The sequence below is a fragment of the Pseudomonas sp. SID14000 genome, from assembly GCF_002165135.1.
Taxonomy (GTDB): domain Bacteria; phylum Pseudomonadota; class Gammaproteobacteria; order Pseudomonadales; family Pseudomonadaceae; genus Aquipseudomonas.
The window spans coordinates 95,373-114,085 of the sequence record NZ_NFZQ01000015.1 but is presented as its reverse complement, the minus strand read 5'-3'; the positions used below and the strand labels follow the sequence as shown (position 1 = coordinate 114,085).

Genomic DNA, 18,713 nt, shown 5'->3' with positions numbered 1-18,713 from the left:
GTTGGCTTTTAACCAATTGGTCGTAGGTTCGAATCCTACACGACCCACCATGAAAAAAAGGGCATCTCCAATGAGATGCCCTTTTTTTTGCCTGCTCCGCACAGCAACACAACCCCTTGTAGGAGCAAGTGCCTGTCAGTGCAATTTCAGGCGCGGCTCGGTACCCCGGCCAATCTTGCTACCCAGCATCATCAACGCCGTGCGGAAGAACCCATACAACGCCATCTGGTGCATCCGGTACAGCGACACATAGAACATCCGCGCCAGCCAGCCCTCCAGCTTCACGCTGCCCATCAGGTTACCCATCAGGTTGCCCACCGCCGAGAAGCGCGACAGCGACACCAGCGAACCGTAGTCCTTGTACTCATAAGTCGGCAGCGCCTTGTTCTCCAGCCGCGCCTTCAAACTCTGCGCCAGCATCGAAGCCTGCTGGTGCGCAGCCTGGGCACGTGGCGGCACGTTGCGGTCGCTACCCGGTTGCGGGCAGGCGGCGCAATCACCGAAGGCAAAGATATTGTCGTCGCGAGTGGTCTGCAGGGTAGGGCGCACCACCAGCTGGTTGATTCGGTTGGTTTCCAGGCCATCGATGTCCTTGAGGAAACCCGGTGCACGGATACCCGCTGCCCACACCTTCAGGCTGGCCTGGATCACTTCACCGTCTTTGGTTTTCAGGCCATCCTCGGTCACTTCACTGACGGCAGCGTTGGTCATCACCTTCACCCCGAGTTTTTCCAGGGTCTTGTGCACCGGCACGCTGATGCGCTCTGGCAGCGCCGGCAAGACGCGCGGGCCCGCCTCGATAAGGGTGATGTGCATGTCCTTGGGCTGGATGCGGTCCAGGCCATAGGCCGCCAGTTCGTGGGCTGCGTGGTGCAGCTCGGCTGCCAGTTCCACACCGGTGGCGCCGGCGCCGACGATAGCCACGCTGATTTTCTCGCTCGCCACATCACCGGCATGGGCACGCAGATAGTGGTTGAGCAGCTGCTGGTGGAAGCGCTCGGCCTGCTTGCGGGTATCGAGGAACAGGCAGTGCTGTGCCGCGCCCAGGGTGCCGAAGTCGTTGGTGTTGGAACCCACGGCAATGACCAGGGTGTCGTAGCCCAAGGTGCGCGCAGGCAGCAGCTCGCGGCCATCTTCATCGAGGGTGGCGGCCAGTTGAATCTGTTTACCTTCACGGTCCAGGCCGCTCATGCGCCCCAGCTGGAAGTTGAAGTGGTTCCACTTGGCCTGGGCCACGTAGTTCAGTTCGTCTTCCGAGGAGTTCAGCGAGCCGGCAGCCACTTCGTGCAGCAGCGGTTTCCAGATGTGCGTGAGGTTGGCGTCGACCAGGGTGATCTCGGCCTGCTTGCGCTTGCCCAGGCTTTTACCCAGGCGGGTCGCCAGTTCCAGGCCGCCGGCGCCGCCGCCGACAATCACGATGCGATGAGTCATGGGGATATCTCATAAGGTTTACGGAATTCGTGGCCCCGGGGGCCGGCCGCAAACTGCACGAGGGGAGGGCGAGCGCGAAGCAGCTCATAGCACCAGTCCACTGAGCAGGCGGCTGATGAGACCCAACCCGATGGTCACGGCCACCACCAGCACAAGGAGCAGCCACGGCCGGAAGGGCCTGCGCTCGACTTGGTGCTGGGGGGCTCGTAGATACTCATCGACACGACGCTGATCTTCCGGATTCAGGCGGCTGGTCATGGTGGGGCCTCGTCAGGTAGACGTTTGTGACTGCGTAAACGCTACAGCGTTCACGCAAGCGCTTGAAACAAATGATAATGCTTTCTATCTCTGGCGCCGAGTGTACGCCATCGCAAACATTCGCTGCAGTGGATCAAAGACTGATGCCCACGTCGAAAACAATGCTGCGGCCCAGGTTGCCGCGCAGGAAATCCGGCGCGTCGGGGTGGGCGAACAGCACCCGGGCAAACGTCGGCCCGACTAGCGACAGCGAGCGCCAGCCCTGGCGCAGGTATTCGGTGGGCGGTGGGAAGTGGGTGTTGAGGTCGAGCACTTCGCGCTTGAGGCTGGCGAAGGCAATGATGTCCAGTTCGTTCAGCTCCAGCCCGCGTTCCCGGTAGTTGTGCGCCTTCTTGCGCAAGGTCGGCGCCAGGCGCCCCAGCAGCTCGGTGGCACTGATGCGTCGCGGGCGTGCTTCGCGGCGCACCAGTTGCGCCAGGGAAAACGCACTGCGCCGGCGCTGCAGTTCTTCACGCCATTCATCATTGAGGCGCCGGCCCTCGTCGAGCACGAAAAACACCTCGAAGGCCGCGTCGCGGAAAAGCACGTCCGGCGGTTCTTGCCCGGCCGGGGTGAAGTCCTCGCTGCGGTAGGGGATGTTCAGCCCCTGCAACAGGCGTTGGCACACCCAACGCTCCCGCTCCCACTTGCGGGCATTGGAGAGAAAGGCATTGGCTTGTTCGGCCTGGATGGTAAGCAGGCGCAGGTAGTCGGAGTCATCCATGCAGACAAGCTTAGCCGCTAATCGATGACGATAAGATGCTGTTTGTGCGCAGAAATCAGCCCAGTACCGGCCACTGCTCCACCACCCCAAGCAGATGCACCAGGCCAAACCCCAGGCAGATCAGCGAACTGACCACGATGAAACGCCGCGAGCGCCCGGTGCCCGCCAGCAATATAGGCCCCAGCAGGCCACGCACCAGATACACCAAGGTGATCAGGCAGATGGCCGGCAGCAGCAAGGGCAGCCGCCCGATGACCCCGGCAGCCGACAGCGCATAGGCCGACCAGGCCAGCAGCACGCAGGCGATGGCTGCAGTGATCAGCCCCGGGTACCAGTGGCCCTTTTCGGCGGCGACGGCCATGCGCTCGCCGGCCCCGAACAAACGGTACCAGCGCGGCCCGACAGCGATAATGGCCAGGTGAAGCACGCCGATGATGGCGTTGAGTGCTGCTGCCAGCAGCAGGGCGAGGTTGATTCCTTCCGGCATGAGCAATGCTTCCTGCATCGAGTGGGGGTGCCAGCCTACCGCAGCCGAAGGGAAGGGAGAATGGGTGTAGACTCGTTTTTATCCACAAGGTAGCAAGGGGTATTCATCAGGTGATCAGCGCGCAGGTGTTGTCCGGCACCACCCTTACGCTTGGCTGGCTGGGTTATGTGCCGTTGCTGATCTGGGCGGTCAGCCGGGTGCGCTGGGTTGAGCTGTTCACTGACCGGCGCCGCCAGCATCTGCTGTTTGGCACGGTGTTTTGCCTGTTTGCGCTGTGGCTGGTGAGGCGCGATTTCGATACCGGGGTGTCGTACCACTTCATTGGCATGACGGCGGTCACGCTGTTGCTGGACTGGCCACTGGCGGTGCTGGGTGGGTTCATGGCCCAGCTTGGCTTGCTGGTGCTGGGGCGCCAGGACCTCGCGGCGCTGGGGTTGAATGGTTTGTTGCTGGTTGGCCTGCCGGTGCTGATTGCCGAGGTGTGCGCGATAGCGGTCGAGCGCGCCCAGCCGCGGAACCTGTTTGTGTATATCTTCTGTTCAGGGTTCTTTCCGGCAGCCTTGACGGTGCTGGCCTGCCTGTCGGTCGGGCTGGGGCTGTTGTGGCTGGACGGGCGCTTCGCCATGCCGGAGTGGCTCAGCGATTTTGTCGGCTACCTGTGGCTGATGATGTTCCCCGAAGCATTCATCAACGGCACGGTGATCAGTGCGCTGGTAGTGTTTTGCCCGGAGTGGCTGGAAACCTTCAACCGCACGCGGTATCTGCAGGCGCCGTGGAAGGAGGATGAGCGGTGATTTTGTGGCGGCTGTACTGGCCCTTTCGCGGGTAAACCCGCTCCCACAGGTGCTGCACCAGCCTTGAAAGCCGTGAGGTCTCTGTGGGAGCGGGTTCACCCGCGAAAGGGCCCTGAAGAACACCTGGCTATCGGCTCAATGCCGCGGCTCCAGGTCACCCGAATACAGTTCATCCTCGGAGTCTTCCGCCCCCGGAATCTTGTGCTCCTCCGCCGCCCAGGCCCCCAGGTCGATCAGCTTGCAACGGTCCGAACAGAACGGCCGGAACGGGCTTTTCTCGTGCCATTCCACAGGTGCGCCACAGGTCGGGCAATCGACGGTCAATGGCTGGCTCATGGCTGGCCTCCTCGTAAGGTCAGGTAAAAGTGGTGCAGGCGGTCAATCTGCTCATGCAGCGCGGCCAGGTCGCCGTCATTGACCACCACATCATCGGCATGGCGCAGGCGCTCCTCGCGGGCCAGCTGGGCCTTGAGAATGGCCTGCACCTGCTCGGCACTGGTGTTGTCACGCGCCAGGGTACGCGCCACCTGCAGTTCCTGCGGCGCATCGATCACCAGCACCCGCTGGGTTTTCTGGTACTGCCCCGACTCGATCAGCAGCGGCGACACATACACCGCATAGGGCGACTGCGCCTTGGCCAGGTAGCTGAAAATTTCCTGCCCGATCAGCGGGTGCAGCAATTGTTCCAGCCATTTGCGCTGCGCTGGGTCGGCGAAGATCAGCTGGCGCAGGGCGGCACGATCGAGTTGGCCATCCGCCTGCAGCACGCTAGCGCCGAAGCGCTCGACGATGCTGGCCAGGGCCGGGCGGCCAGGCTCGACCACCCAGCGCGCCGCCTGGTCGGCATCGACCAGGTGCACGCCAAGCTCGACGAAACGCTCGGCAGCGGCGCTCTTGCCGCTACCAATGCCGCCGGTAAGGCCGAGAATCCAGGGGGTAAAGGCCGCAGTGGTCATCAGAATCCAAGCAGTTGTGTGTATGAGGCGTATATTTCATCACCCCAGAGCACGGCAATCCACCCCGCAATCGCCAGATAAGGGCCGAACGGGATCGCCGTGCCCATGGCATGCCGGCGCAGACGCAGCAGGCACAGCCCAGCCAGCGCCCCCACCACCGACGACAGCAGCAGAGTCAACGGCAACACCTGCCAGCCACCCCAGGCCCCGATCAGCGCCATCAGCTTGAAGTCGCCATAGCCCATGCCTTCCTTACCGGTAACCAGCTTGAACAGCCAGTACACCGTCCACAGGCTGAGGTATCCGGCCACCGCGCCCCACAGCGCACTGGTCAGCGGGATATAGAGGCCGAAGGCGTTGACGATCAGCCCCAGCCACAGCATCGGCAGCACCAGTACATCCGGCAGCAACTGGTGCTCGGCATCGATCAGGCTCAGGGCCAGCAGGCACCAGGTCAGCGGCAGTGCCAGCAAGGCCTCGAGCGAAGCGCCAAAGCGCCAGGCCACCACCAGCGACAGCAACGCGCTGGCTACTTCCACCAACGGATAGCGCGGGCTGATGCGGGTTTTGCAGGCTGAGCAACGCCCACGCAAGGCCAGGTAGCTGATGACCGGAATGTTTTCCCACGCGCGAATCCGATGCGCGCAATGCGGGCAGCGCGAGGCAGGTAGCCACAGGTTGAAACGCTCGTGCGGCGTGATCGGCAACTCCAGTATTTCCTGCGCTTCACGCTGCCACTGCTGCTCCAGCATGATTGGCAGGCGGTACACCAGCACGTTGAGAAAACTGCCCACCAGCAGGCCGAGCACCGTGGCCAAGGTGAGGAAGTACGCCGGCTGCTCAGCCAGTAAAGTCCATAAAGTCATGTTCAGATCAAGCTACCCAACTGGAAGATCGGTAGGTACATCGCCACCACCAGGCCACCCACCAGCAGGCCCAGGACCAGCACGATGGCCGGCTCCAGCAGGCTGGTCAACTGGTCCAGCGCCTGGCTGACCTGTTCCTCGTAATGGCTGGCGGCTTTTTTCAGCATCTGGTCCAGCGTGCCGCTGGATTCACCGATAGCTGTCAGTTGCACCAGCAACGGCGGAAACAGCGGCTCAGCGGCCATCGCCTGGTGCAGCCCCTGCCCATTGGCCATGCCCTGGCGCAGCCGCAACACCGCCTGCTCATGCAGGTCGCCACCACTGACCCTGGCCACCGTGCCCAGCGCATCCAGCAACGGCACCCCGGCGGCGTAGGAGGTTGCCAGGCTGCGTGCAAACCGCGCCAGCGCTGCCTGCCCCAGCAGCTTGCCGAACACCGGCAAGCCCAGCACCCGGCGAGATATCCACAGGCGCGCTGGCGCGTGCTGCCGATAGAGCTGGCGCATGGCAAAACCCAGTACCAAGCCCATCATCAGCAACAGCGGCGCGAACCGGCTCAGCCCTGTGGACAAGTCGATCACCCATTGGGTAAATGCCGGCAACGCCACGCCCATGCCAGAGAACATGCCCTCGAATTTCGGAATCACCTCCAGCAACAGGATCGCCGACACCCCCAACCCCGTCAGCAACAGCAGCAACGGGTAGATCATCGCCTTGCGCACTTTCTTGTGCAGCACCCGACGCTGCTCCAGCATGCTTGCCAACTGTTCAAGCTGCCGGTCGAGCGTGCCGGACTGCTCACCCACCCGCACCAGGTTGCAGTACAAGGCATCGAACCAGCCCGAGTGGCGCTGCAACGCATCCGCCAGCCCCAGGCCTGAGGCCACATCCTGTTTCAATCTATCCAGCAATGCCGCCTGCGCCGTATTGCAGCCACTGCGCCCCATCACCTCGAATGCCTGCAGCAGCGGCACCCCGGCCTTGAGCAAGGTCGCCAGCTGCCGACTGAACCCCGCCGGATCGGCCTTTTCCCGCCGTTTCGGCAAACTGAATGCAAGCCCGCCGGCAGGCCGCAGACTGGCCACCGTGATGCCCTGACGGATCAGCCCGGCGCGCACATAGGCCGGGCTGCGCCCGGGTGTTTGGCCGCTGACCGGCATACCGTTGGCGTCGGTGCCGTGCCAGGTGTAGAGGAGTGTGGATGAAGTCATGCAAAGGTCCTTTTTCTGCCCATGCGACAAGCCTGGAAACAGCTTGCCGCGTCCATGCAAGGGCGCGCGTCCGTGATGCTCACTAGAGTAGTTCAGCGAAGCCGACGCCCAAGCGGGCAGGGGTGACAAAAGGTGTCTGTTCAGGCCTACTGCGCCGCTGCCAGCCGGGGTCGAGCCTGACCTCAACGAGTACGCGTATCAAAAAGGAAAACGTTCATGAAAGGGCAACGCGGTATCACCCTGATCGAACTGATGATCGTCGTCGCGATCATCGGCATTCTGGCGACCATCGCCTTACCGATGTACACCAACCACCAGTCACGCTCCAAGGCTGCTGCCGGGTTGCTGGAGATCAGCGCGCTGAAGACGGCGATGGACCTGCGGTTGAATGACGGGAAGGATGTGCCGGATGTGGCCGCGCTGGGTGGCCAGCCGGCGACGGCGCACTGTGCGATCACGGCTAGCGGCAAGGCGGCGGATGGCACTGGGAGCATCGTTTGCACGCTGGTAGATGCGCCGGCCACTGTGCTGGGCAAGGCACTGACCCTGACGCGTTCGGCTACCGGGTGGGCGTGTACGACCGACATCGAGGAAGACCTGGCGCCGAAGGGGTGCAAGGCGCCTTGAGGGTAGGGCAATAAGTCAGGGGAAACAGGGGTTTGCGTAACGGGTGCGAGCAGTGGTACGTTGCGCTACACGCCGGTGTAGCTCAGTCGGTAGAGCAGCGCACTCGTAACGCGAAGGTCGCAGGTTCGATTCCTGTCTCCGGCACCAGATCTTGTTGGCACGATGCAGGTTTTCCTGGTTTCGGCCCCTCCAGAAATGCCCGCCTTGTGCGGGCATTTTTGTTTCTGCCTCATTCTGCTTTTGGCCGATCAGGCTACCTTCAGCCCACCGCTTCGCCTGAGTGAATGGGCCGCGGATTTTCACTTACGATTGCACGGGTTTCTAGATAATGGGTGGCTGGCATTTGGCTTTCGCCCAGTGTTTTCGGGGTGTTTGGCGAAATTTTTTAAGATAGTGCTTTCAACGGTTAGAGATATTTTCAGATGGCCAAGCTTTCCATCACGATCTCCAGCTGCTGGCCCAGCCTGGTCATCACATAGCCGGCAGACACACTGCAATACCCTGTGGGAGCGGGTTCACCCGCGAACACCGGCGAAGCCGGTGCCATTCACTACGAAGCTGGCCAAGCTTGAGCACACAAAAAAACAATGCAAGTGCTTTGAATTCTGCAATGGAGCAGTAGTGTCGCCAAGGCTTAATTATTGCCTTAATGGCGCAGGAAATTGAAAGCATTGATGCCCATATAGAAAAAGCTGCTTTACGATACTACGAAGGTTTATGCGACCTACCCCGCTTCAGCCGCTGTACGCAGCCAGGGGCGCGCACTCACCTCGGCTATGTGATGCCGAGTACCAACCGTAAGCCCAGTGCCGCCAAACGTAAGGGTACGCCCAAGTCACCTTGCGTGACGGGATTACCCTGAGTGCTTCCTTAGGCTCTGTACGAAATCCCGAGAAACCCAATCGCCGCCCCTCGAACGCTGAGTTTTTGTAGAGTCCCACGCCATCGACGGAAAGGAATTCTGTGATGGCAAAGCGTTACGAACTCTCGGACGAGGCCTGGGATGTGGTCTCCGATCTCTTCATCGAAACTCATGGCCGAGGGAGGCCACGCCTGAACGACCGGCTGATGCTCGATGGCGTGCTCTGGGTGCTCTGTTCAGGCGCTGCGTGGCGAGACATGCCGGAACGCTTCGGTCCATGGTCAACGGTCTATCAGCGGTTCCGGGGTTGGCGAAACCAGGGCACGTTCGATCAGATGCTCAAACGCTTGCATCTGAGATTGAATGAGCAAGGCTTGATCGACTTGCAAACCTGGATGATCGACTCAACCGCTGTACGCGCAACCCGAGCCTCTTCTGGTGCAGGGCCCAAGCCAGGCTTACCCAGACTGTTTGATCGGCCCAAATACCGACAGCGCAATATCATCGAGCGCATGTTTGGCTGGCTGAAAGAGAACCGTCGCATCGTGACACGCTTCGACAAGCTCGCGAAAAGCTATGCCGCCATGGTCTCTCTGGCTTGTTCCATGCGGTGTTTGCGACATCTCTTTTCGTACAGAGCCTAGGAACATTTCGCTGCTACAGGTGTCATATGCTCCCATCAGGATTCACCCCACCATTACCAAGGAGAGGTAAGTATGGCTTTTGACGCCTACATTCAAATTGATGGTATTGCTGGCGAAGCGCTGGATGAGCATTACACCAATTGGATCGAGATCAACAGCTACAACTTCGCCGTCAACCAAAGCACATCTGCCACCGCCAGCTCAGCTGGCGGTGCGACTTCAGGACGTACAACCCTGTCTAATTTCACCTTCACCAAGTTTCTCGACTCCGCCAGCTGCAAGCTGCTGGAGGCAAGCTGTGCGGGTGAACATCTCAAAGAAGTGAAGCTCGCGCTTTGCCGGGCAGGCACAGACAAGCTCAAGTACTACGAAATTGTCCTGGAAGAAGTGATCATTGCCGACTACTCGCAGAATGCCGGTTCAGGCGTTCCTATCGAGGTCGTTCAGTTGAACTACGGACGCATCAAGACGACCTATACACGACAGAAGCGAGCCGACGGTAGCGCTGGAGGAAATGTGACGGGGGGCTGGGACCGGATCAACAATAAGAAGTATGCGTGAGGTAAGTCGATGAGTGAGGCGCGAACCTTCGTTAATCCCAGAACCCAGTCCTACCAATCTTTGAAAGCCAGCACTCCGGTATCTGGACACGCCCGAGGCAAATTCGATGTCCTGAATGCGCATATTGCCAATAGCGTTGTCCTAGGCGGGGAGCTGGTGATCGTCGGAGACTCCGGCACACCCTCTTGTACCAGCCACGAAGCGTTCCTGATGGCCAAGGCTGCACAGGTGCATGCCGGACTGCTGACCAGTGGGGTGGATGCGGATGATTTCTTCTTGGAACACTTTGACTTGCTGCAAAGTGTACTCGCCAACGCTTCAATGGGGGTTGGGACAGTCGGTGACGGCTGGAGCAGGCATCTTGAGAATATCAAGGCCACGCTTGAGGATATTGAGCAACTACACCGTGATTACTTAGGCTCTGGCACCCTTAATGCTCGAGACGCGTTTTACGCCAAGCGCACCACTTTATTCATGAAGCTCGAAACTCAGTTGGGGAGCGTGGCCGCGTACGGATCAGGGTTACGTAATCAGGGTAAGATCAAACAGGCATTGAATATCTCGACCCGCAGCTATCTCCACACAGTTGAGATCGCCGGCTATGCCGATAAGGTGTCTGGCGTTGCCAGAGCCTCCAGTCTGGTCAAGAAAGGCACGTATATCGGTACTGCGCTGGATGTAGCGGCCACAGGCTTGTCGATTCATAAAGCTTGCACGATGGGCCGGGAGGAGCAGTGCCGCCGCGCCAAATATGTTGAAAGCTCGGCTTTGATAGGTAGCCTGGGAGGCGGCAGTCTCGGGGGGTATGTGGGAGGTATGGCAGGGACTGGTGCTTGCGCAGTCGTTCTGGGGGTTAGTACAGGCGGTCCAGGAGCGCTGGCTTGTGCTGTCGTAGGCGGTGCAGTAGGCGGTAAAATCTTCGGTGACATCGGGAGCGGGGGAGGCGAGATGGTGGGTGATTTTTTATATCGTGAGGTAACGGAGTGAATGCAGTTGACCCTGGATTGATTGCGCTGTTGATCCTTGCGCCCATAATTCTGGCCATGATCGTGCAGTGTTACATCGCACATAGATACACTGAGCGCTTTGAGTCGTTTCTTACGAATTGTACGTTCGTTACCGGCAATAAAAAAACATTCCAACATGCAGGGTTGCTGGGCAAAGTCATGCGTACGGGGTTGATCTCTATGATGCTGGCCATGCCGACGATCTTTTTGCGCAGGGGGTTAATTGACCTTAATGAAGTTAAACGTTTTCCACCTAACATGAGACGATTATTGGTGAGCATGTTAGGCATCCACATCGTGCTGCTCATTGCGCTAACTATTTTCCATTATGTATATCGTTGAAATTTAACTGACTGACATGAGCTTTATCGGCACAATGGCCAGATAGATAGCCTCGTCCTAACTGGCCTATTTCAATCATTTCCTGCGTTCGGCCCCTCCAAAAATGCCTTTCTTGTGTAGGCATTTTTGTTTCTTCCGTTTTCTGCTTTCGGCCGATCAGGCCACCTTCAGCCCAGCTTCCCGGCCGAGTGAATAGTCAGCGTTTTTTCACTTCCGATTGTACGGGTTTCAAGATAATGGGTGACTGGCATTTGGCTTTCGCCGCAGAGCAACTGCTTTGTTTCCTCTGACACGACAAGAGAAACGGTATGACTGATGAAAAACACGATGATCGTCCTGTTTACCATGCAGCCTGCCATTGTGGAACGGTGCGTTTTTCACTTCGCTTGACCGATGGTTTGCGTACAGCGCGCCGGTGCAACTGCTCGCTCTGCCGTATGCGGGGAGCAGTGGCGGTATCAGCCAACTTAGGCGACATCACTGTCACCCAAGGGCATGAGGCGCTCACCCTTTATCAGTTCAACACACGTGTTGCAAAGCACTACTTCTGCTCGAAATGCGGCATCTACACCTTCCACCAACGCCGCTCCTCACCGGATCAATACGGGGTCAACGTTGCCTGTATTGAAGGCATGAGCCCATTTGACTTCCCGGAAGTGCCTGTCAGTGAAGGGCGGACCCATCCAAAAGACCGCGCAGGCGGAGGCTCAGTGACTGCTGGATGGCTACGATATGAAAGCAACCATGATTGATTCCGATTCTACGCGGACATCGCGCCGAGATCTGGGTGGATACCATACATTCCAAGACCTATTTCCAGCGTCGCCGTTAGCCATGGCATCAACGCTAATCCTAACTCGCAAATGCATGAACGGCGGGCCAGACATCATCATTGCGGCTGGCCCTCTGCTAAAGGCCCCCTGATGGCCATCTTCCTACGAAACGCATAGTCCTTTCCTACTCTTGGAAACTTGCGAAAACAGTCTCTCGGGAATAAAGTCCTCTCGTCGCCGAAGCATCGGTGATGCGACCTTGGCCGGTCGGAATCGAAAGGCGCATCAGCGCCCAGTCTTCATCGCAGGCGCTTTTTTGTGCCCGCGATGTCGCGTTATGGCGGTGGTGCGCGGGACACCTTCGGGTGTGCCGGGCTCCTTTCGTCCCGGTCGGCCAACCCGCGTACTGCTGCCACCTTAACTTGCTTGGCCGCGAGCGGTGGCAGTTCCATCACGAAAGGAACTCATGCATGACCACCGAAAATCCGTTACAGATCCTCGCATCCGTTCTCCACCGTCGTTCCTCGACAACCCTCGGCAATCTCACCTCCAGTCAATCTCGCTCTGTCTCTGCAACAAGGGAGGCACGCCATGACTGACCAAGAACGCCTATCCACCATCCAAAGCTACGCCTGGACCCTCGAACTGCTAGGCGAAGCCCTGGTCCAGCACGACGAAATGCTGGAATGCGAACACAACCCCCACCTGAGTTTTCGTAACACGGCCGGTATCCATCAGGCGATCCGGATCATCAGCCGTCTGGCCAGTGAGCAGTGTGGGAAGGTGATGGAGCGAAACGTCCAGGCCCCTGAGCATTAGGCAAGATCCCGTTGTTGCGTGTAATCGCCATGCCGTCGTCAGCCCCGCACCGAATCGGAGGCTGGCAGGCTACTGTGAGGCGCTTTGGCACGCCTTGCCTGCTCGTCTTGACCAAGCAAGAAGAACGCCGCACCAGCCGATAACACGGTGAACCCGATCAGCACCAGCACCAGGGTGCCGAAGCCGTCCAGATACGCGGCCTGCAGCAGCAACGGATCGACGCCCTGAACCTGGCCCAGGTTGCCCATCACCAGGCGCTGCGCCAGTTCGCTGTAATCGCCGGCAGGTAGTACGCGCCCAAGACTGTTACCTACCAACGCGGTGAGCAGGGCGATGGTGATCGCCAGGGCGACACCTTCGCCCGCCACGCGGGTGGTGTTGAAGATGCCGGCGGCCATGCCTGCCTGCTCTTTGGGGATCACGCTAACCGCCAGCCCGTCCATCAGGCCCCAAGGGAAACCGGTGCCGATACCAATCACCAGCATTGCCAGCACCAGTTGCTGGTAATCGCCAATAGCGGCATGGGCCAACAGGTACAACCCAGCGGCCGCCACCAGGAAGCCTGCAGCCGACAGCACGCCAGCACTTACCCAGCGGGTCAACCAGGCGGCCAGCAGCGGGACCACCAGCATCGGCGCCGACAGTGCCAGCATGATCAGGCCGCTGTGCATCGGGGCGATGCCTTCTACGCCGATCAAGCGGAACGGAAGCAGTACGATCAGCACGATGTAGCAATAACAGGTACCGATCGGCAGAATCTGCACCCCGACGAAGCGCGGGTATTTCAGCAGGCTCAGTTCGAGCATCGGCTGCCTGGCGCGCAGCTCGATGGTCACGAACGCCAGCAAGCTCAGTGCCGCGCCGCCGAACAGGCCCAGTATCAGCGGGGAGCGCCAGCCTGCCTGGGGCCCCAGGATGATCGCAGTGGTAAACAATGCGAGCATGGCCGAGAAGGCAAGCACACCGGGCAAGTCCAGCTTGGGCGCTTCGGGGTTAAAACTTTCGCGCATCCGTGACAACGCCACCAGCAGCGAGATCGCAGCAAGGGCCGCGGTGCTGACGAAGATCGAGCGCCAGCCGAACTGTTCGATCAACAGGCCGCTGACCATCGGCCCGAACGCCAGGCCCAGGCCGAAGGTGGTACCAAGCAGGCTGAACGCGCGCGTGCGGGCCTGGTCCTCGAACTCTTGGGCCAAGGCGGCGGAACCGCTGGCCAGGGCAGCGGCGGCGGCAACGCCCTGCACCGCCCGCAGGGCATCAAGCCAGACGATGCTGTGGACGCTCGCCAGCAGGATGCTGACGATGACGAACAGGGCCAGGCCCAGCGTGAACAGGCGCTTTCGCCCGTAAATGTCCGACAGGGTTCCGGCTGCCATCAACAGGCTGCCGAAACTGAGCATGAAGGCGTTGGTGATCCAGGTAAGCGAGGACGGCTCGGCATCGAAGGCCTTGCCGATGGCAGGCGTGGCCACGGCGCCACCGGTGAAACTCAGCGGCAGCACCAGGGCGGCCAGGCAGATGGCTGCCAGAACATGGTAACGGCCCGCGTGCGGGGTGTGATCAGTAGCCTGATCCATTGCGCTATCCCTCCTGTTGTAGCTCCGTGTGCGTTAAATCTATAGTGGCCGCAATGCTGGATAAACAGGCTGAAACTCCACTCATAATGGACAAAAAGGAAGTAATGCCATGGAAAGCCTGAACGGCATCCTCGCCTTCGTGAAAACCGCCGAGTCGTTGAGCTTCGTCAGCGCGGCGCGGGCGATGGGTATTTCCGCATCGGCGGTCGGCAAGAACGTTGCCCGCCTGGAGAGTTCGTTGAAGGTGCGGCTGTTCCAGCGCAGTACGCGCAAGGTCAGCCTGACGGCGGAAGGCCAGCTGTTCTACGAGCGCTGCCGGCGTATTCTCGACGACCTCCAGGATGCGGAGGCCATGCTGTCCCATGCGATACAGGCCCCGCGTGGTCGCTTGCGGGTCAGCCTCCCGACCATCGGCTACCGTTTTCTGCTGCCGCTGATGCCGGCTTTTCGCAAGGCATACCCTGAAATCGAACTGGAAATGGACTTCAACGACCACCTGGTCGACCTGATCGACGATGGCTTCGATGTAGTGATCCGCAGTGGTGGGCTGGCCGATTCAAAATTGATGTCGCGCAAGCTCGGGCCGTTCCGCTTTGTCCTGTGCGCAGCGCCTACCTACCTGGCACGCAAGGGGCGACCCCAGACGCTAGCCGACCTGGAGCGACACGACTGCCTGCGCTATCGCTTCGTCACGACCGGCAAGATCATGGACTGGAGCCTCGGCGCCGATCCCGAGATTACCCAGTTGCGCTTACCCACGGTGCTGACGCTTAACAACATGGAGGCGATGCTGATGGCTGCGGTGGACGGCCATGGCATCGCCTACATGCCGGACTTTCTGGTACGTGAATCGGTGAGGACTGGCGCACTGGAAAGCCTGCTTGATGCGCATACGTCCGACCAAGGCCAGTTCTGGGCACTGTGGCAATCGAGCCGCCACCTGTCGCCGAAGATCCGTGTGTTCGTCGACTTCATCGCTGAGCGTTTGTTCAAGGAATAAATGGCCCGGCGCGGTAACACCCCGTGTTCGCTTTGTGAGCCCTTTGGTTCCGTATGGCTGCCAATCGGTGTGTAGCCATCTTCCTACGAAACGCGCAGTCCTTTCGTACTCTTGGAACCGTCTCCGTGCCAATGGAGGTGCCCCATGACTGGCGATGAATGCCTATCCACCATCCAAAGCTACGCCTGGACCCTCGAATAGCTAGGCGAAGCCCTGGTCCAGCACGACGAACTGCTGGAATGCGAACGCAACCTGCGACTGAGCTTTCGCAACACTGCCGGTATCCATCAGGCGATCCGGATCATCAGCCGTTTGGCCAGTGAGCAATGTGGAGGGATGGCGCAGTTTTCAGGTATGCGTTGTGCTTGTGAGGGGGCCCCCGTTCTACCGCAGGCCAGCATATAGGGTCAGGCCGAAGTAGTAGTCACTGCGCCCTGAATGCATTCCCGGAAATTGTCGCAGTCCGCCTGTAGTTCAATGGCTGGCTCACCATATTTCAGGCTTAGCATGCTAGCGTCATCGTTGACGCTCTGCAGTTCGATACCCGAATGTAGATGTTCATGCCAGTACCCGTCACTGCATAGCAGCAGCCGTCCATCCCATGGGAGTTGTGTCATCTGCCAGTCCGGAATGCAAAAGCGCCTTGCGTTCAGTGAGCGGGTCAGCAGATGCCGTGATTCGTTAATCCCCGAGATCTCCCCCGGCCAGATCGCCTGTTCCTGCAGATTGTGCGGCCTGTTCACCCAGTTGATGGGCATGCCGGGTCGCTGGAGTCCCACCAGGCAATCGCCAACATGCCCAACATGGATCAATTGCTGCTGAAGGTCGATGAGTACGCAGCAATAGCTGGCGATGGCGTGTAGGTAATCTTGTCGCAAGCGTTGCTGTTCGGCACGCATGATGCTGACCAGCCCTTCGGGGCTCAGTTGCTGGGCCTCTCCAACTGCAACGTCGACCACGGTACGGGACCAGTGTCGGGCGAGGCCTTGTCCGTCGCCTCTTTCGGCAGCATCCACGAGAATGGCCAACACGTAGTCACCATTGCGCCCGAAAGCTGCTGCATCGTTGTTGCTGAGCCGTGCCTTGCCCTGGCGACTGAGCCAGCCAATCTGCATCAGCGGTTCACTCCTGCCAGGGTTTCTAACCGTTCGAACAGCAGACCTTCGCGATCCGCATCGCCTCTGGCCTGGGCGTTGACTGCATATTCAAAGTTCCTGTCAGTCAGTAGCTGACCAATCTCCTGGCTGATGTAGTCGCGTACTTCGATAGAGGCAGATTCGATTTCGTCTGCTAGCTCCGGGCGCCCGTCAATCAAGTTGAGGATATCTTCTATGTCACGGCTGGACAGGGCATCCCCCTGTCCGCGCCCTTTCCAGGCTTCCAGTTTGGTGGCCATGAAGTACACGGGGTTGACCAGGTTGATAGTAACTTCCTCCTCTAGGTCATAGGCCGTAGAAGAGGCCATTGCGTCTTTGTACCAGCGGTTGCTGAATCCAAGGGAATCGTCGTCCGGCATGAAATCGACGCGAAGATCGCCAAGTTTCATCGCGCAGATGGGGAAGTCATCGACATCTTCTTGTGGGCTGACCCGGAAACCGCGCGCGCTGAGCGTCTCCTGCAGACGGGCGAAGCCTATGGGGCCCATGACATGCACGATCAGGTCAACATCGTCGGTACTGCGTACTTGCTCCCGGGTGAAAGCGTCCGTCAGTAGCAAGCCCGTGGTGCAGCCACCAACAAAGGTCATCTGCTGGCGAAGTTCGGGCCCTAATGCTTTGGCAACCTCGCATAGCATGCTTCGAAGGGTACTGAAAACGCTCATGGCAACTCCAGGCGATCCTGCAGCAGTTCTGCCGCAAGGTTTCGTTCGCGGGGCTGTCCCAGCCGTATGGCATCGACCAGTGCTAGCAGGGCGTACATTTCCGGATCTCTTCGAGCGGCATCTGCTGCGGTCTTGAACAGCGGATCGATCTTCATTCCCATGGTATTGCCACGGGCATATGACCAGACCGGCACATGCTCACCAGCGCTAATCAAGCTCTTGTCCAGAACTGGCGCTGCAAAGCCGGTTGCAATGCCACGAGTCAGCTCTCCGGCTCGAGCCGGAAAAACATACTTCAGACCGTAAACGATGAACTCAAAAAGGGCCTTGGTGTTCGCTCTAGGCACGCCCGATTTGCGGTCAGCTTTGACCAAGCCAAGTTGCGTGCAATGCTTCAAGGAGATGTTGATCTGGGTCTTGCTGATGCCCGTTTGTAGCTCCAGTGCTCGGGCGGTGTAGGAAGAGAAATGTGGGGTGCCCTCCTCAAAAAAATCTGGCTGCCCCTGGTAGCGCGGGATGTGGTCATCGCTTTCCTCCTCCCAGTCTTTCCAGTCGTGCGGCCACGCCCTCACAGCCTTTCCATGCGACTCATGCCGGTGGAGGCAAACTAGCTTGAGTAATAAGCCTATGTCTTGACCTTTCATATAATGTTTCACCTATTTGTCCCTAGTCCCGGGACATGGGACAAAGAGAACACGCTGACTGCTGCAGTGCAAGCAGTGAAATGAATTTTTTGGGAATTGGAGGCGCGGACCCTGCGGCGGATGGCACGAGCTTCGCCCGTGTTTCCGATAGCTCGCGGCTCCAGGGGACGCATACATTTGCCTTCGAGTGGCCTTTTCCCCTCAGCGGTCAATACTTCTGTGTATTGCAGGCGTGTTCCTGGTGGCGCGCGCCGCTGGGAGGTGTCTGGTGAACAAACTAACAATCGTGGGTGCCGGCATGGTCGGCGAGGCGGCGGCGCAGATCATCGCTCGGGAAGAGCTGTGCCGTGAGCTGGTGTTGATGGATGTGCAGGGCGAGATGGCGCAAGGAAAGGCGCTGGATGTGTGGCAAGCGGCAGTCGAGTCGGGTTCCGATACCCGGGTTCACGGCGGGGCCAAGGCTGAAATGCTGGACGGCTCTGAACTGGTGGTCATCACCGCAGGCGTGCCGCGCAAGCCTGGGCAGTCGCGTCAGGATGTATTGAGTATCAACCTGCCAATCCTCGACGGCATCATGGCCGACATCAAGCAGCATGCACCAACCGCGACGGTGCTGGTGGTGTCGAACCCGGTCGATGTGCTCACCTATCGTGCCTGGAGCCTCAGCGGGCAGGGGCGCAACAAGGTGTTCGGCCAGGCGGGTGTGCTGGATACCGCACGTATGAAGTGCTTCATCGCCGAGCAAACCGGGTTTTCCGCCCGGGATATCACGGCGCTGGTACTGGGCGGGCATGGCGACAGCATGGTGCCGCTGATGCGCTACTGCCAGATCGGCTCGGTGCCGCTGTCGCACTTCCTGTCCAGTGAGCAGATCGAGCAGATCGTGGAGCGCACGCGCAAGGGTGGCGGTGAGATTCTGGGGTTGAAGAAGCTGGGCAGCGCCTGCGATGCGCCGGGCGTGGCGATTGCGCAGATGGTCGATGCGATCGCCAACGGGCGAAACCGCATCTTGCCGGCGGTGGCGATTCTGGAGGGCGAGTACGGGCGCACGGATATCGCCATGGGGGTGCCCTGCGTACTGGCAGAAGAGGGGCTGGCGCGGGTAATCGAATTGCCGCTGGATGCGCAGGAGCAGGCGATGTTCGATCAATCGGCTGATCAGGTGGCGCGGGACATTGCTGAAATGAAGGCGCTGTGACGCTGTGGGAGCAGCTTTAGCCGCGAAGAATCCAACGCGGTGCCTGGCACCGGCTGTGCCGGTGTTCGCGG

22 protein-coding genes, 1 tRNA gene and 1 pseudogene are annotated in these 18,713 nt (G+C 59.7%); 12 read left to right on the top strand and 12 right to left on the bottom strand.

Annotated features, from left to right (window positions below; translation table 11 throughout):
* Positions 1-135: 135 nt before the first annotated feature.
* The 4 genes from CAY82_RS21465 to CAY82_RS21450 form a co-directional block, all read right to left on the bottom strand.
* Complete coding sequence (locus CAY82_RS21465; RefSeq protein WP_046616201.1) at positions 136-1,431, bottom strand: NAD(P)/FAD-dependent oxidoreductase; 1,296 nt, start codon at positions 1,429-1,431, stop codon at positions 136-138.
* Positions 1,432-1,515: 84 nt separating this feature from the next.
* The gene (locus CAY82_RS21460) at positions 1,516-1,689 is read right to left on the bottom strand and encodes a DUF3094 family protein (protein WP_013970765.1); all 174 of its coding nucleotides are present in this window, start codon (positions 1,687-1,689) and stop codon (positions 1,516-1,518) included.
* A gap of 133 nt (positions 1,690-1,822) precedes the next feature.
* Positions 1,823-2,452 carry a DUF1780 domain-containing protein gene (locus CAY82_RS21455; protein WP_013970766.1) on the bottom strand — a complete coding sequence of 210 codons (630 nt, stop codon included), beginning with the start codon at positions 2,450-2,452 and terminating at the stop codon, positions 1,823-1,825.
* Between the two features lie 55 nt (positions 2,453-2,507).
* Complete coding sequence (locus CAY82_RS21450) at positions 2,508-2,939, bottom strand: hypothetical protein (protein WP_087502961.1); 432 nt, start codon at positions 2,937-2,939, stop codon at positions 2,508-2,510.
* A 110-nt stretch (positions 2,940-3,049) separates the two neighbouring features.
* On the opposite strand from CAY82_RS21450, the gene CAY82_RS21445 reads away from it, so the two are divergent.
* Positions 3,050-3,733 carry an energy-coupling factor ABC transporter permease gene (locus tag CAY82_RS21445; protein ID WP_087502960.1) on the top strand — a complete coding sequence of 228 codons (684 nt, stop codon included), beginning with the start codon at positions 3,050-3,052 and terminating at the stop codon, positions 3,731-3,733.
* A gap of 135 nt (positions 3,734-3,868) precedes the next feature.
* Here the strand turns inward: CAY82_RS21445 and yacG are convergent, their stop codons facing one another.
* From yacG to CAY82_RS21425, 4 genes are read right to left on the bottom strand one after another with little or no spacing between them, the layout of a single operon-like run.
* A complete protein-coding gene (gene yacG / locus CAY82_RS21440; protein WP_063911152.1) occupies positions 3,869-4,069 on the bottom strand; it encodes a DNA gyrase inhibitor YacG in 201 nt (66 codons plus the stop codon).
* Positions 4,066-4,689 (bottom strand): dephospho-CoA kinase, encoded by a 624-nt coding sequence (gene coaE / locus CAY82_RS21435; protein WP_087502959.1) that lies wholly within the window; start codon positions 4,687-4,689, stop codon positions 4,066-4,068. Before coaE ends, yacG begins: the two co-directional genes overlap by 4 nt.
* Entirely contained in the window at positions 4,689-5,555 is an 867-nt protein-coding gene (locus CAY82_RS21430) for an A24 family peptidase (RefSeq protein ID WP_087502958.1), read from the bottom strand. Before CAY82_RS21430 ends, coaE begins: the two co-directional genes overlap by 1 nt.
* 2 nt (positions 5,556-5,557) lie before the next feature.
* Complete coding sequence (locus tag CAY82_RS21425) at positions 5,558-6,766, bottom strand: type II secretion system F family protein (RefSeq protein ID WP_087502957.1); 1,209 nt, start codon at positions 6,764-6,766, stop codon at positions 5,558-5,560.
* A 216-nt stretch (positions 6,767-6,982) separates the two neighbouring features.
* On the opposite strand from CAY82_RS21425, the gene CAY82_RS21420 reads away from it, so the two are divergent.
* The 8 genes from CAY82_RS21420 to CAY82_RS21385 all read left to right on the top strand — a co-directional run bounded on the left by CAY82_RS21420 (position 6,983) and on the right by CAY82_RS21385 (position 12,401).
* A complete protein-coding gene (locus CAY82_RS21420; protein WP_087502956.1) occupies positions 6,983-7,393 on the top strand; it encodes a pilin in 411 nt (136 codons plus the stop codon).
* A gap of 71 nt (positions 7,394-7,464) precedes the next feature.
* A tRNA-Thr gene (locus CAY82_RS21415) sits at positions 7,465-7,540 on the top strand.
* Positions 7,541-8,359: 819 nt separating this feature from the next.
* On the top strand, positions 8,360-8,899 hold the full coding sequence (locus tag CAY82_RS21410; protein ID WP_087502955.1) for an IS5 family transposase: 540 nt from the start codon (positions 8,360-8,362) through the stop codon (positions 8,897-8,899).
* 72 nt (positions 8,900-8,971) lie between these two features.
* The gene (locus tag CAY82_RS21405) at positions 8,972-9,460 is read left to right on the top strand and encodes a type VI secretion system tube protein Hcp (protein ID WP_087502954.1); all 489 of its coding nucleotides are present in this window, start codon (positions 8,972-8,974) and stop codon (positions 9,458-9,460) included.
* A 9-nt stretch (positions 9,461-9,469) separates the two neighbouring features.
* Complete coding sequence (locus CAY82_RS21400) at positions 9,470-10,447, top strand: hypothetical protein (RefSeq protein ID WP_087502953.1); 978 nt, start codon at positions 9,470-9,472, stop codon at positions 10,445-10,447.
* The gene (locus CAY82_RS21395; protein WP_087502952.1) at positions 10,444-10,809 is read left to right on the top strand and encodes a hypothetical protein; all 366 of its coding nucleotides are present in this window, start codon (positions 10,444-10,446) and stop codon (positions 10,807-10,809) included. Before CAY82_RS21400 ends, CAY82_RS21395 begins: the two co-directional genes overlap by 4 nt.
* A 308-nt stretch (positions 10,810-11,117) precedes the next feature.
* Positions 11,118-11,561, top strand: coding sequence for a GFA family protein (locus tag CAY82_RS21390; protein WP_087502951.1), 444 nt, complete (start codon positions 11,118-11,120; stop codon positions 11,559-11,561).
* A 612-nt stretch (positions 11,562-12,173) separates the two neighbouring features.
* Positions 12,174-12,401 (top strand): hypothetical protein, encoded by a 228-nt coding sequence (locus CAY82_RS21385; protein ID WP_087502950.1) that lies wholly within the window; start codon positions 12,174-12,176, stop codon positions 12,399-12,401.
* A 38-nt stretch (positions 12,402-12,439) separates the two neighbouring features.
* Here the strand turns inward: CAY82_RS21385 and CAY82_RS21380 are convergent, their stop codons facing one another.
* Entirely contained in the window at positions 12,440-13,978 is a 1,539-nt protein-coding gene (locus CAY82_RS21380) for an MFS transporter (protein ID WP_087502949.1), read from the bottom strand.
* Positions 13,979-14,087: 109 nt separating this feature from the next.
* On the opposite strand from CAY82_RS21380, the gene CAY82_RS21375 reads away from it, so the two are divergent.
* Positions 14,088-14,978, top strand: coding sequence for a LysR substrate-binding domain-containing protein (locus CAY82_RS21375; RefSeq protein ID WP_087502948.1), 891 nt, complete (start codon positions 14,088-14,090; stop codon positions 14,976-14,978).
* 144 nt (positions 14,979-15,122) lie between these two features.
* Positions 15,123-15,383, top strand: a pseudogene (locus CAY82_RS27140) (hypothetical protein).
* A gap of 2 nt (positions 15,384-15,385) precedes the next feature.
* On the opposite strand, the gene CAY82_RS21365 reads toward CAY82_RS27140, so the two are convergent.
* The 3 genes from CAY82_RS21365 to CAY82_RS21355 are packed head-to-tail and all read right to left on the bottom strand — an operon-like array spanning position 15,386 to position 17,444.
* Positions 15,386-16,093, bottom strand: a complete 708-nt coding sequence (locus CAY82_RS21365) for a PP2C family serine/threonine-protein phosphatase (RefSeq protein WP_087502947.1) — start codon at positions 16,091-16,093, stop codon at positions 15,386-15,388.
* Positions 16,093-16,800, bottom strand: a complete 708-nt coding sequence (locus tag CAY82_RS21360) for a hypothetical protein (RefSeq protein ID WP_087502946.1) — start codon at positions 16,798-16,800, stop codon at positions 16,093-16,095. The genes CAY82_RS21365 and CAY82_RS21360 overlap by 1 nt, the downstream gene beginning before the upstream one ends.
* Positions 16,797-17,444 (bottom strand): hypothetical protein, encoded by a 648-nt coding sequence (locus CAY82_RS21355; RefSeq protein WP_087502945.1) that lies wholly within the window; start codon positions 17,442-17,444, stop codon positions 16,797-16,799. The genes CAY82_RS21360 and CAY82_RS21355 overlap by 4 nt, the downstream gene beginning before the upstream one ends.
* Before the next feature lie 268 nt (positions 17,445-17,712).
* Here CAY82_RS21355 and CAY82_RS21350 point away from each other — a divergent pair, with 268 nt between their 5' ends.
* Positions 17,713-18,642: a malate dehydrogenase gene (locus tag CAY82_RS21350; protein ID WP_087502944.1), complete on the top strand. Its 930-nt coding sequence runs from the start codon at positions 17,713-17,715 to the stop codon at positions 18,640-18,642.
* Positions 18,643-18,713 lie beyond the last annotated feature (71 nt).